Genomic DNA, 12,366 nt, shown 5'->3' with positions numbered 1-12,366 from the left:
CCTTCTTCGTGACGACAACGGAACCCCCCAAGCATGTCCTTAAGCCTTCCCTTCTTACGGCGGATGACGGTCGCCATCCTGCTGCCGCTGGCGCTCGCCGCCTGCGCCTCGACAGGACGCGATTTCGCCGCCCCGCTGACGCCCGCGGTCGATCCGCAGGTGGCGCGCCATTACGCGGCGATCGAGACGGAGAAATTCCCGATCCCGGCCGTGCCGCTCGACAAGTTGAAGCAGCGCAACATCCGCACGCAGGTCGACTATTCGACCGACCAGCCGCCGGGCACCATCATCGTCGATCCGCATGATCGCTACCTCTACCTGGTCCAGGAAGGCGGCAAGGCGATGCGCTATGGCGTCGGCGTCGGCAAGGCCGGGTTGGAGTTCTCCGGCACCGCCAATGTCCAGTACAAGCGACAGTGGCCGCGCTGGACCCCGACGCAGGACATGATTGCCCGTTCGCCGGAGATCAACCAGCAATGGGCCGGCGGCATGGAAGGCGGTCCGGAAAATCCGCTTGGCGCCCGCGCGCTCTATCTGTTCCAGGGCGGCAAGGACACGCTCTATCGCATCCACGGCACCAACCAGCCCTGGTCGATCGGCGAGGCCGTCTCTTCGGGCTGCATCCGGATGATGAACCAGGACGTCATCGATCTCTACGGCCGGGTTCCCGACGGCTCGAAGGTCGTGGTGCTCTAAGCCGAAGGGGCCCCTCCCGTAGAGGGGCCCCGTCTGTCTTTTCGGAACGCCCTAGCTTTCCGGCGGATCCAGCATGTCGCCGAGCAGGCTCAGCGTGTTGCGCAGCGAGGTGTCGAGATGCACCCGCATCGCTTCCATGGCCTGCTGCGCGTCGCGCGCGGCGAGCGCCGTCAGGATCGCCTGGTGCTGGGCAATCGTCGTCTCGCCCAGGCCCGGCTTGGGCAGCGCCAGATAGCGGCCGCGATCCATCTGCGCCTTCGAGATATCGACGGCCCGCCACAGCATCGAGAGATTGTTGATCTCGGCGATGTAGCGGTGGAACTGGTCGTCGAGCCGGATGGCCTCCGTGTAGCGCTTGCGGCCGATCGCGGTCTGGTGCTGGCCGACAATGTCTTCCAGCTCCTCGAGATGGAACGGGCTGATCTTGGACGCCGCCCGCCGCACGCTCTCGACCTCGAGCGCATTGCGGATGACATAGGCTTCCTCGATGGCGTCGCGCGATAGCGCGGCGACGAAGGTGCCGGTCTGGGCGTAGACGTTGATCAAGCCCTCGTCGCTCAGCCGCTTCACCGCTTCGCGGACCGGGGTGCGCGACACACCCAGTTGCTCGGCGATCTCGACCTCGTTGACGGACTGGCCGGGCCGCAATTGCCCGATGATGATCAGCGTGCGGACGACCTGATAGATCTGGTCGCGCAGCGGCGATTTGCGGTCGAGGTTGACCAGCTGCAATTGCAGTAATGCCGCGTCGGCCACCCGCTTGGATCCTCTCCCAGAATTCGCTGGCGGCAGTCGGCCGAACGGGTGCCGTCCTTCGGGCCGGAGCGGCGCCCTGGCGCCCGAACGACCCCGCCTGCTTTACTGTTATATTACTCCGCCGTCGACCCGCAAGCGCATCCGGCTATCGGTTGGAGGGGCCGCCGTCCCGCGCCAGCAGTAGGAAGCGGCGAGAAGTCGATCGTTATCAACGATATGACAGAAAAAACCAGAAAATAGAACTCAGGAATTCCAATCCTCCCCCTGGTGTCCAACCATGCGTTGAAGCCCGCTTGACACGTTACACTAATATAACAGAGAGTTCCGTTGCGTTCCGGCCAAGAGAGGTAGCGGTCGGGGCGCGCAGGGGAGGAGACCCTCGCGGCGTGGCGCAATCTGAACGGAGCCTGATGGGGCTGCCGGCGGAGAGGTGCGCCTGCACGGCGACCGCGTTGCTTCCCCCGCATGCAGGTGGACCATCGCCGCCGAGTGGGCGGGTCCGAAAGGGAGGAAGAGCACATGGCGGATCCGAACAACTATCCGAAGCTGCACAACGCCGCGTGGCCGGGCGTCGTCGGCAAGGGCGGCGAGGGGGGCGAACCGGTCATTCCGCTGGACACGCTGCTGGAACTGACCGCCAAGGCGGAAGTCGACGGACAGAAGTTCGACGGCATCGATCTCTGGCTGGCCGATCCGCACCTGTCGATCGACAGCGACAAGGATCAGGTCAAGCGCATGGTTGACCACATTGCGGGCTATGGCCTGAAGGTCGGCTCGTTCGTGGCGCCGATCTGGGCTGGCGCCGGCGGCGGTTCGGCGATGGGCTCGGCCGAGGAGCGCAAGCGCTTCGTCTCGCAGGTGCGCAAGGCCGCCGCGATCGGCGAGCAGATGCGCGAACTGGGCATCCGCACGACCGGCGGCATCCGGATCGATTCCTCGACCGGCGTCGGCGACTGGGACAGGGATCCCGTCGGCAACACCAAAATCATCGCCGAGACGTTCCGCGAAGCCGGCAAGGCGGCGCAGGATCATGGCGAATTCCTCGTCGCCGAGGGCGAGATCTGCTGGGGCGGCATGCAGTCCTGGCGCGAGAATGTCCGCCTGCTCGAAGCGGTCAACATGCCGGGCGTCGTCGGCTACCAGGCCGACATGGCGCATTCGATGCTGTTCACGCTGGGCTACAACGCCGAGCAGGATCGCCTGCTTCCCGAGGGCTATGACTGGCAGGACCGCTCGGTCCTCGACGCGGCCTACAGACAAGTCGCCGACGCGCTGCGCCCCTGGACCTATGATTTCCACGTCGCCCAGAACGACGGCACCGTTTTCGGCTCCGGCGATCACGAGAAGACCGGCCGCCACGTCCAGGTCACCGACCCCAACGGCAAGCTCGATGTCACGAAGCATGCCGGCTACTGGCTGCGCGACGACCAGGGCAACCTCACCAAGAAGATGCGCCACATCGCCTGGGACGGCTGCATGTTCCCGAACTCCGTGATGACGGCCCAGCAGACCTGGAACGACGTTCTGGGCGCGATGATCAAGGTGCGCGACGCGCATGGCTGGCGCGAATAACGGTTTCGGGGATCTCAAGAAAATGACCAAGAAAAAGCTGAATATCGGCCTGGTCGGCGCCGGCTTCATGGGCCGCACCCATTCCAACGCCTTCCGCCAGGTCGGTCAGTTCTTCAACAGCGAATACGAGCCCGTCCTGAAGGCGATCGCCACGCGCAATGCCAAGGGCGCCGCTGATTTCGCCGAGAACTGGGGCTATGAGAGCTCCGAAAGCGACTGGCGCAGGCTGATCGAGCGCAAGGATATCGACCTGATCGATATTGCCAGCCCCAACGATACCCATGCCGAGATCGCCATCGCGGCGGCACAGGCCGGCAAGATGGTGATGTGCGAGAAGCCGCTCGGCCGCAACGCTGCCGAGGCGGAAAAGATGGTCGAGGCCGTCGAGGCGGCCGGCGTCGCCAACATGGTCTGGTACAATTATCGCCGCGTGCCGGCGGTGACGCTCGCCAAGCAGATGATCGACGAGGGTCGGCTCGGCCGCATCTTCCATTATCGCGCCAAATTCCTGCAGGACTGGACGATCTCGGCCGATGTGCCGCAGGGCGGCATGGGCACCTGGCGGCTGGACGCCAGCGTCGCCGGCAGCGGCGTCACCGGCGACCTGCTCGCGCACTGCATCGATACCGCGATCTGGCTGAACGGCGGCATCGACAGCGTGACGGCGGCGACGGAAACCTTCGTCAAGCAGCGCTCGCATGCCGTCAGCGGCAAGGTCGAAGAGGTCAAGATCGACGACGCCAGCGCTTTCCTCGCCCGTTTCCACAACGGCTCGCTCGCGACCTTCGAGGCGACCCGCTATGCCCGCGGCCACAAGGCGCTCTACACGCTGGAGATCAATGGCGAGAAGGGCTCGATTGCCTGGGACCTGCACGACCTGCACCGGCTGTCCTACTTCGACTACAGCGACGAAGGGCATCTGCGCGGTTGGCGCTCGATCCACATCACCGATGGCGACCATCCCTATATGAGCCAGTGGTGGGTGCCGGGCCTGCAGATCGGCTACGAGCACTCCTTCATCCATCAGGCCGCCGATTTCCTCGCCGGCCTCACCTCCGGCACGCCTGCCGCGCCGACCTTCCGCGAGGCGCTCCGCACCGACTACGTCACCGACGCCGTGCTGGCCTCGGCGAAGTCGGGCCGCTGGGAAGCGGTCCAGGGCTGAGCGGCATCACGGCCATGACCCCCGATACACCGCTCGCGATCCAGGTACAGGGCGTGACCAAGAGCTTTCTGGGTCAGCGCGCGCTGGATGACGTCGACTTCGAGGTCGCGCGCGGCGAGGTGCATGGCCTGGTCGGCAAGAACGGCGCCGGCAAGTCGACCTTCATGAAGATCCTGTCGGGCGCGCAGCCGCCCGACAGCGGCCAGATCATCGTCGGCGGCACCGCCTTCAAGGCGCTCAATCCGGCCGAGGGCCGCGCGGCCGGCATCGCCATCGTCTACCAGAACCCGGAACTGCATCTCGATCTCTCGGTCGCCGCCAACATTTTCCTCGGCGCCGAGCCGCGCAAGGCTTTCGGCATCCTCGACGACAAGGCGATGGCGACGCGGGCGACGGAGCTTCTGGCCCGGCTCGGGCTCGATCTGCCCGTCAACCAGCGGCTCGGCGACCTCGACATCGCCGATCGACAGCAGGTGGCGATCGCCAAGGCCGTGCGCGAAAAGGCGCATGTTCTGCTGCTCGACGAGCCGACGGCGGCGCTGAACAAGGCGCAGGCCGAGTTCCTGTTCCGGCTGATCCGCGACCTCGCCAGACAGGGCATGGCCGTCGTCTATGTCTCGCATCACCTCGACGAGGTGCTGGCGATCTCCGATCGCATCACCGTGCTGCGCAACGGGCGTAAGGTCGCGCTGGTCGAGGGCGGCAGCGCTGACAAGGACGGGCTGATCTCGATGATCGTCGGGCGGACGCTCGACGCGGTCGAGACGCATCGCAGCGTCCGGCCCAAGACGGAACCGTTCCTGGTGATGGACGGGGTTTCCAACGCGGGCGGTCTCGACAATGTCTCGCTCGAGGTCGGCAGGGGAGAGATCGTCGGGCTGACCGGGCTGATCGGCGGCGGCGCCAATGCGCTGGCCGCCGTGATCGGCGGCATCGACCATCGCCATGTCGCAGGCCGTATGTCGCTGGGCGGCGAACCCTATGCACCGCGCGCCGTGCGCGAGGCGATTGCCCGCGGTGTGCTGTTCATTCCCGAGGACATGCGCGGGCGCGGGCTGGTGATGAGCCTGTCGATCGCCAAGAACATCTCGCTCGCGGCGCTTCGGCGGCTGTCCAAGCTGGGCTGGCTCAAGCTTGCGCGGGAGACCGGCGTCGCGACCGACATGTCGGAACGGCTCGACCTCAATCCGCGCGCGCCGAGCCGCGAAGTCCGGTTTCTGAGCGGCGGCAACCAGCGCAAGGCGCTGCTCGGCCGCGCCATCTTCGCCGATGGACGGCTCTTCGTGCTCGAGGAGCCAACCCAGGGCGTCGACGTCGAGTCGCAGCGACAGATCCATGATCATCTGCGCAGCCTCGCCAACAAGGGCGCCACCATCGTCTTCGTGTCGACGGACCTCGAAGAACTGATCGCGCTCGCCGATCGAATTCTCGTCCTTCGGAATGGCCGCATCGAGCAGGCCCTGTCGCCGGATCGGCTCGATCCCGAGCGCCTGCTCTCCGCCATCCAGACCCAAAGCACCCGGAGCGTGAACTGATGTCTTCTCCCGCCGCAACGGCTGCCAAGCCGGCCTCCCGAAAGCCCGGCGCGCTCCGTGGACAGGATCTCGGCCGCTACACGCTGCTGATCGTGCTCCTGCTCATCGTGGTGGTGACCGCGATCGGCAATCCGCGCTTCCTGTCCGTGAACAACCTGCTGAACATCCTGTTCCAGGTGTCGGCGCTCGGCATTGTCGCCTCGGGCCAGACCATCCTGCTGATCGCGGGCGGGCTGGATCTTTCGGTCGGCGCGGCGCTGTCGGTGGCCGGCCTCGCCACGGCGCTCACCATCATGCATACGGGCTCGGTCGCGCTTGGCATCCTCGCCGGCGTGGTGGCCGGCACGGTGATCGGCGCGATCAACGGCATGCTGGTGGCGACCAACCGCGCCACGCCCTTCATCATCACGCTCGGCACGATGACCTTCCTGCAGGGCGTCGCCATCCTGATGTCGGGCGGCAGCCCGATCAACGGCACCGGCGCGCTGTTCGACGTCTTCGGCCTCGGCGATTTCCTGCGCGTGCCATGGCCGGTCTACGCCATGTTCCTCGCCATCCTGGTGATGTTCCTGATCCTGCGCTTCACGACGCTCGGCCGCTACGCCTTCGCCATTGGCGGTAACGAGGAAGCGGCGCGGCTTTCCGGCATTCCGGTCCGGCGCATCAAGATCGCACTCTACGCGCTGAGCGGCCTCTTCGTCGGCGTCGCCGGCGTCATCCTCACCGGCGTTCTCGATTCCGGCCTGCCCAGCATGGGCACGGGCTACGAGCTTCGCGCCATCGCGGCCGTGGTCATCGGCGGCACGCCGCTGATCGGCGGGCGGGGAACGGTGCTCGGCACGCTGGGCGGCGTCCTGCTGCTCGGTCTGGTGAGCAACAGCATGAACCTTCTCGGCGTCGGCGCGAATTTCCAGAGCGCGGTGCTGGGATTGATCATAACGGCGGCGGTCCTGCTGCAGAAGAAAGCCTAACCGGCACGCCGCTTCAGGGACATTGCAACGGAGGAGACGAGCAATGAATATCACGAGGAGAGCCCTCGCTGTGCTGGCGCTGGGAACGGCCATCCTGGCGCCGAGCCTGTCGCAGGCAGCGGAAAAGACCATCGCCTTCATGCGCGGCGGTCCGGATCCCTACTACCAGTATGGCATGAACGCGGCCCAGGCCGCCGCCGACAAGCTCGGCGTCAACCTGATCACCTATTCCGCCAACAACGACCCGACCCAGGAGCTCGCCAACGTCCAGGACGCGATCACAAAGGGCGTCGACGGCATCCTGATCTACGCCGTGTCGCTTTCCTCGGAAAAGGCCGCCATCGCCCAGGCCAAGAAGGCGGGCGTGCCGATCTTCTTCCAGTATGGCTATGACCCGTCGATCCTGGCGGATTCGGCCGGCATCATGCAGATCGATCTCTACCGGTTCGGCGAGCCCGTCGGCGAGGCGATCGGCAAGCTGCTGCCGGAGGGCGAATACGCCACCATCACCGGCAAGCTCGGCCGCGGCGACGCGGAAGCCTTCGTGCAGTCGTTCAAGAACGGCATCGCCAAGTCCGGCTCCAAGGCGGTCAGCGTTGCCGACCTCGCCGCCGACTGGGACCGCCAGAAGGCCATGGACGCGGCCTCGCAGATCCTGGCCGCCCATCCCAACGTCAAGGCGATCTACGCCGCCAATGACGACATGGCCGTCGGCGTCGCGATCGCCATCGAGCGCGCGGGCAAGACCGGAGAGATTCTGATCGGCGGCAACAATGGCGCTCCCTATGGCGTCGAACTGATCGAAAAGGGCCAGATGACCCTGACCGGCAGCAACCCGCCCTCGATCGCCTCCGTCCATGCGCTGCGCCTGCTGCTCGGTGTCATCGACGGTTCGGTCAAGCCGGGCCAGTTCTACTACGCGCCGAGCCAGGTGATCACCAAGGACAATCTGGCCGATGCCGCTCCCTGGGATGCCAAGCCGGAGATGGTCGCGAAGTGGCTGGAAGAGCCTCTGCCGCAGGGTGCCGCTCCGCCGGTCCCCCCGTCCGAGTGATGCGTTGCGGCCGGTGGACCCTCGGGTCCGCCGGCCCCTTCCGGACGGTGGCATCGCGCCGCCGACCCGCCGGATGCGAACCAGGACATTCTCGATGAAGATCGGCTTCAATCTCCTGCTCTGGACCGCGCATGTCGAACCGCGACATTGGCCGATCCTTGAGGATCTGAAACGCTGCGGCTATGACGGCGTCGAGATCCCGATCTTTGAAGGCACGCCCGAGCACTATGCCGAACTTGGCCGCGAGCTCGACCGGCTCGGGCTGGAGCGCACGGTGATTTCGCTGTTTCCCGGCGTCGAGATGAACCCGCTCGGCGCCGATGCCGCGCAGCAGCAGGGTGCCCGCCGGCATATGGCCTGGATCTTGGATTGCTCGGCCGCGCTGGGCGCCAAGGTCGTCGGCGGCCCTCTGCATTCGACGCTCGGCCATTTTTCCGGCGATGCGCCGACCTTCGAGGAACGGCAGCGCGCCATCGCCTTCCATCGCGACGCCGGCGACATGGCGCGCGCCAAGGGCATCACGCTGGTGCTGGAGGCGGTCAACCGCTTCGAATGCTATTTCGTCAACACCATGCACGACCTGAACGACTACCTCGCCGCGGTCGCTCACCCGAACGTTGCTGGCATGTACGACACCTTCCACGCCAATATCGAGGAAAAGGACCCGATCGCCGCCGTGGCAACCATCGCGCCCCAGCTAGGGCATGTGCATGTCTCGGAGAACGATCGCGGGACACCCGGCAAGGGTCACATCGATTTCGCAAGTACCTTCAAGGCGTTGAAGCAGGTCGACTATGACGGCTGGATCACGATCGAGGCGTTCGGACGCTCGATGCCGCTGCTGGCGGCGGCGACGCGGATCTGGCGCGACCTTTTCCCGGCCGCCACCGAAGTCTACAGCGACGGCTTCACGCTCATCCGCGATGGCTGGCGTTCAGCCTGAGGCCCGCGCAACGGCGGCTGCCCGTGTGGCCGCGATAGGAACGAACTCATGAACGAGGCAGCCCCCCTTCCGGCCCAGCCGCGCACGCTTCTCCTCCATGGCGAGGACAACATCGCGGTGGCGCTCGGCAATCTCGATGTCGGCATGGTGACGGCGCAGGGCGCCACCATCATTCGCCGCGTGCCGCGCGGGCACAAATTCGCGATCCGGCCGATCGCCGCCGGCGAGCCGATCCGCAAATTCGGCCAGATCATCGGCTTCGCCAAGATGGACATCGCCGCGGGTGACTGGGTGCATGAGCATAACTGCGGCATCGGCGAAGAGCATGGCGCCTTCGCGCGTGACTACGCCTTCAGCGAGGGCGTGGTCCCCACCCAATTCGTGCCGAAGGCGTTCCAGGCGACCTTCCAGGGCTTTCGCCGCGCCAATGGCAAGGTTGGCACGCGCAACTATGTGGGCATCCTGACCTCGGTGAACTGCTCGACGACGGTCGCCGGCTTCATCGCGACCGAGATCGAACGATCAGGCATCCTGAACGATTATCCGAATATCGATGGCATCGTCGCGCTCAAGCAGGCCAATGGCTGCGTCATCGACTATCGCGGCGTGATCTTCGACACGCTGAAGCGCACGACCTGGGGCTATGCCACCAACCCGAATATGGGTGGCGTCGTCATGGTCGGCCTCGGCTGCGAGGGCTTCCAGATTCCGCGCTTCAAGGATGCCTACAAGATCGAGGAGAGCGAGACTTTCCGCACCATGACCATCCAGGAAGTCGGCGGCACCAGGAAGACGGTGGATGCCGGCGTCGAGGCGGTCAAGGCGATGCTGCCGATCGTCAATTCGGTGAAGCGCGAGACGGTGCCGGCGAGCGAACTGATGCTGGCGCTGCAATGCGGCGGATCCGACGGCTATTCCGGCATCACCGCCAACCCGGCGCTCGGCGTCGCCGCCGATATCCTCGTGCGCAATGGTGGTACCGCCATTCTTTCGGAGACGCCCGAGATCTATGGCGCCGAGCATCTGCTCACCCGCCGCGCCGTGTCGCGCGAGGTCGGCGAGAAGCTGGTCGACATCATCCATTGGTGGGAGGACTACGCCACCCGTAACCTCATGGAGATGAACAACAATCCCTCGCCCGGCAACAAGCAGGGCGGGCTTACGACCATTCTGGAGAAGTCGCTGGGGGCCGCCGCCAAGGGCGGTACCTCTCCGCTCACCGCCGTCTATGGCTATGCCGAGCCGGTGACCGAGAAGGGCTTTGTCTTCATGGATACGCCCGGCTACGACCCGGTCTCGGCGACCGGCCAGGTGGCGGGGGGCGCCAACATCCTCTGCTTCACCACCGGGCGAGGCTCGGCCTATGGCTGCAAGCCGACCCCCTCGATCAAGATCGCCACCAATTCCGAGATCTACGCCAAGATGATCGACGACATGGACATCAATGGCGGCGACGTGCTCGACGGCAAGTCGCTCGAGACCAAGGGGCAGGAGATCTTCGACCGGATTCTCGAAGTCGCTTCCGGCGACAAGAGCAAGTCGGAATTGCTCGGCTATGGCGACAATGAATTCGTGCCGTGGCAGATCGGGGCGACATTCTAGGGCCTCTTCGACCGTCTCTCGGAGGCGAGATTTGTTAGCCTCCCGTTAACCCTATGCTCCAGGCGCGCGCCGCCTCGCGCCACCGCATTTCCAGACCCGAGGGGAGGGCCGGTCCGGTCCGTTCCAGCCTTCACCGGCCGGAGCGGGCCGGGCTGGGGCTATCCCGGCTTCCACCCGACCTCGCAACCGAAGGACACGACATGCTCAAGGGACTTTCGCCGATCCTCTCGCCGGATCTGCTCTGGACGCTGCGCGCCATGGGCCATGGCGACGAGATCACCATCGTCGACGCCAACTACCCCGCTACCAGTGCCGGGCCGGAGCTGATCCGGATCGACGCCGCCACGGCGCCGCAGGTGCTCGATGCGATCCTGTCGCTGCTGCCGCTCGACCAGTATGACGATGTCGCCGCAATCTCGATGCAGGTGGTGGGCGATCCCGACCGGCGCGAGCCGATCGTCGACGAGTTCGAGCAGATCGTCCAGCGCCACGAGCCGGAGCACAAGGTCCACTCGCTGGAGCGTTTCGCCTTCTATGAACGCGCCAATGCCGGCTACGCCATCGTCCAGACGGGCGAGACCCGGCAATATGGCAATCTCATCCTCAAGAAGGGCATCGTCCGGCCGGCTTGAAAAAGCCGGCTTGCCGCCGCCGGACCGACGCGCGGGCGGTGACCGTCCAGAACCTTCGCGCGAAGGTAGAATTCGCAGCAATATTTCGAAACGCCAGCAATGTTTCGACGCCCAATAATGGTTGCGCCCATAGTCAGCGACTGGAAAGAGGGGCTCTATATAGTCACGCGATGAGCGTGGCAGTGGCGATCTTCGGAGCATCTCGCATGAAACCTACGGCCCTCGCATTGGCGAGCCTGTTCGGCGCTTTCTTCCTAGCGGCCTGTTCAGGCCCGTCCACGGGAAGCGGGCCGGGCCCGGGAGGGCCACCGGCGGGACCGGTCGAGGTCGGCGTGGTCACGCTCCGGCCGCAGAACGTGCCGATCACCATCGAACTGCCCGGCCGCGTCAGCGCCACCAAGGTGTCGGAGATCCGGCCGCAGGTCGACGGGCTGATCCAGAAGCGGGTGTTTACCGAGGGTGGCCAGGTCAAGGCCGGCGACCTGCTCTACCAGATCGATCCGCGCCCCTATCAGGCCGCCTATGACGCCGCCGCGGCGGCGCTGGAAAAGGCGCAGGCCGCCGTGCCGAGCGCCCAGGCCAAGGTCGATCGCTACAAACAGCTGGTCGGCGTCAACACCGTGACGGCGCAGAGCCTGGACGATGCCAAGGCGACGCTGGCCCAGTCCAAGGCCGATGTCGCGGCCGCCGAGGCGGCGCTCGCCTCCGCCCAGATCAACCTCGACTACACCAAGGTGGTGGCGCCGATTTCCGGTCTGATCAGCACGTCGACGGTGACCGAGGGCGCGCTGGTGACGGCCAACCAGGCCACGGCGCTCGCCACCATCCGCGAGATCGACCCCATCAATGTCGACCTGACCGATTCCAGCACCAATCTGCTGCGCATCCGCAGCCTGATCGAAAGCGGGCGGCTGAAGCGCGGCGATGGACCGCCCGCCGTGCGGCTCAAGCTCAGCGACACGCTCGTCTACGACAAGATCGGCGAGCTGCGCTCGGCCGAGGCGACGGTCAACGAGACCACCGGCACCTTCTCGATGCGCGCCAGCTTCGAAAATCCGACGCGCATGCTGCTGCCGGGCATGTATGTCCGCGCCATCGTCGATCTCGGCACTGACGAGGGCGCCTTTCTGGTGCCGCAACGCGCCGTCAACCGCAACGCCAAGGGCGACGCGACGGCGATGTTCGTGTCGAAGGACGGCAAGGTCGAGACCCGCGTGCTGAAGACCATGCAATCGGTCGGCTCGGACTGGCTGGTCGAGTCGGGCATTTCGGATGGCGACCGGCTGATCGTCGACGGTCTGCAGAAGATCGGCGACGGCCAGGCCGTCACGCCGATCGAGGTCACGATCGATGCGGCGGGCGTCGCGCATGCCGTCGAGTCCAAGACACCGGCTCCGGCCGCCGCTCCCGCCCCCGCCCCTGCGGCAGGAGGCTGATCGC

11 protein-coding genes are annotated in these 12,366 nt (G+C 65.8%); 10 read left to right on the top strand and 1 reads right to left on the bottom strand.

Annotated elements, in window-relative coordinates; genetic code table 11:
* The first annotated feature begins 33 nt into the window (after positions 1 to 33).
* Positions 34 to 696 carry a L,D-transpeptidase gene (locus tag OSH10_RS10070; RefSeq protein WP_266331541.1) on the top strand — a complete coding sequence of 221 codons (663 nt, stop codon included), beginning with the start codon at positions 34 to 36 and terminating at the stop codon, positions 694 to 696.
* Positions 697 to 747: 51 nt separating this feature from the next.
* On the opposite strand, the gene OSH10_RS10065 is transcribed toward OSH10_RS10070, so the two are convergent.
* Positions 748 to 1,434, bottom strand: coding sequence for a GntR family transcriptional regulator (locus OSH10_RS10065; RefSeq protein ID WP_407660704.1), 687 nt, complete (start codon positions 1,432 to 1,434; stop codon positions 748 to 750).
* A 537-nt stretch (positions 1,435 to 1,971) separates the two neighbouring features.
* Between OSH10_RS10065 and OSH10_RS10060 the strand changes: the two genes are divergently transcribed.
* From OSH10_RS10060 to OSH10_RS10020, 9 genes are all read left to right on the top strand, one after another.
* The gene (locus OSH10_RS10060) at positions 1,972 to 3,024 is read left to right on the top strand and encodes a TIM barrel protein (protein WP_266331538.1); all 1,053 of its coding nucleotides are present in this window, start codon (positions 1,972 to 1,974) and stop codon (positions 3,022 to 3,024) included.
* Between the two features lie 22 nt (positions 3,025 to 3,046).
* Positions 3,047 to 4,189 carry a Gfo/Idh/MocA family protein gene (locus OSH10_RS10055; RefSeq protein WP_266331537.1) on the top strand — a complete coding sequence of 381 codons (1,143 nt, stop codon included), beginning with the start codon at positions 3,047 to 3,049 and terminating at the stop codon, positions 4,187 to 4,189.
* A gap of 14 nt (positions 4,190 to 4,203) precedes the next feature.
* Positions 4,204 to 5,724, top strand: coding sequence for a sugar ABC transporter ATP-binding protein (locus tag OSH10_RS10050; RefSeq protein WP_266331536.1), 1,521 nt, complete (start codon positions 4,204 to 4,206; stop codon positions 5,722 to 5,724).
* Positions 5,724 to 6,695: an ABC transporter permease gene (locus OSH10_RS10045; RefSeq protein WP_266331535.1), complete on the top strand. Its 972-nt coding sequence runs from the start codon at positions 5,724 to 5,726 to the stop codon at positions 6,693 to 6,695. The genes OSH10_RS10050 and OSH10_RS10045 overlap by 1 nt, the downstream gene beginning before the upstream one ends.
* Positions 6,696 to 6,738: 43 nt before the next feature.
* Positions 6,739 to 7,749: a sugar ABC transporter substrate-binding protein gene (locus tag OSH10_RS10040; protein WP_266331534.1), complete on the top strand. Its 1,011-nt coding sequence runs from the start codon at positions 6,739 to 6,741 to the stop codon at positions 7,747 to 7,749.
* Between the two features lie 94 nt (positions 7,750 to 7,843).
* Positions 7,844 to 8,692, top strand: coding sequence for a sugar phosphate isomerase/epimerase family protein (locus OSH10_RS10035; protein ID WP_266331533.1), 849 nt, complete (start codon positions 7,844 to 7,846; stop codon positions 8,690 to 8,692).
* A gap of 48 nt (positions 8,693 to 8,740) precedes the next feature.
* Positions 8,741 to 10,294 carry a UxaA family hydrolase gene (locus tag OSH10_RS10030; protein ID WP_266331532.1) on the top strand — a complete coding sequence of 518 codons (1,554 nt, stop codon included), beginning with the start codon at positions 8,741 to 8,743 and terminating at the stop codon, positions 10,292 to 10,294.
* Between the two features lie 200 nt (positions 10,295 to 10,494).
* Positions 10,495 to 10,926, top strand: a complete 432-nt coding sequence (locus OSH10_RS10025; protein WP_266331531.1) for an RbsD/FucU family protein — start codon at positions 10,495 to 10,497, stop codon at positions 10,924 to 10,926.
* A gap of 206 nt (positions 10,927 to 11,132) precedes the next feature.
* The gene (locus tag OSH10_RS10020) at positions 11,133 to 12,362 is read left to right on the top strand and encodes an efflux RND transporter periplasmic adaptor subunit (RefSeq protein ID WP_266331530.1); all 1,230 of its coding nucleotides are present in this window, start codon (positions 11,133 to 11,135) and stop codon (positions 12,360 to 12,362) included.
* Positions 12,363 to 12,366 lie beyond the last annotated feature (4 nt).

Source organism: Kaistia defluvii (assembly GCF_026343955.1).
Taxonomy (GTDB): Bacteria; Pseudomonadota; Alphaproteobacteria; order Rhizobiales; family Kaistiaceae; genus Kaistia; species Kaistia defluvii.
Note: the sequence above shows the minus strand (reverse complement) of the source record. Positions and strands in the feature narration are given on the sequence as shown.

Excerpts from the sequence above, each read along its gene's own strand:
- OSH10_RS10070 (WP_266331541.1), top strand. The coding sequence starts at position 34 with ATGTCCTTAAGCCTTCCCTTCTTACGGCGGATGACGGTCGCCATCCTG.
- OSH10_RS10060 (WP_266331538.1), top strand. The coding sequence starts at position 1,972 with ATGGCGGATCCGAACAACTATCCGAAGCTGCACAACGCCGCGTGGCCG.
- OSH10_RS10055 (WP_266331537.1), top strand. The coding sequence starts at position 3,047 with ATGACCAAGAAAAAGCTGAATATCGGCCTGGTCGGCGCCGGCTTCATG.
- OSH10_RS10050 (WP_266331536.1), top strand. The coding sequence starts at position 4,204 with ATGACCCCCGATACACCGCTCGCGATCCAGGTACAGGGCGTGACCAAG.
- OSH10_RS10045 (WP_266331535.1), top strand. The coding sequence starts at position 5,724 with ATGTCTTCTCCCGCCGCAACGGCTGCCAAGCCGGCCTCCCGAAAGCCC.
- OSH10_RS10040 (WP_266331534.1), top strand. The coding sequence starts at position 6,739 with ATGAATATCACGAGGAGAGCCCTCGCTGTGCTGGCGCTGGGAACGGCC.
- OSH10_RS10035 (WP_266331533.1), top strand. The coding sequence starts at position 7,844 with ATGAAGATCGGCTTCAATCTCCTGCTCTGGACCGCGCATGTCGAACCG.
- OSH10_RS10030 (WP_266331532.1), top strand. The coding sequence starts at position 8,741 with ATGAACGAGGCAGCCCCCCTTCCGGCCCAGCCGCGCACGCTTCTCCTC.
- OSH10_RS10025 (WP_266331531.1), top strand. The coding sequence starts at position 10,495 with ATGCTCAAGGGACTTTCGCCGATCCTCTCGCCGGATCTGCTCTGGACG.
- OSH10_RS10020 (WP_266331530.1), top strand. The coding sequence starts at position 11,133 with ATGAAACCTACGGCCCTCGCATTGGCGAGCCTGTTCGGCGCTTTCTTC.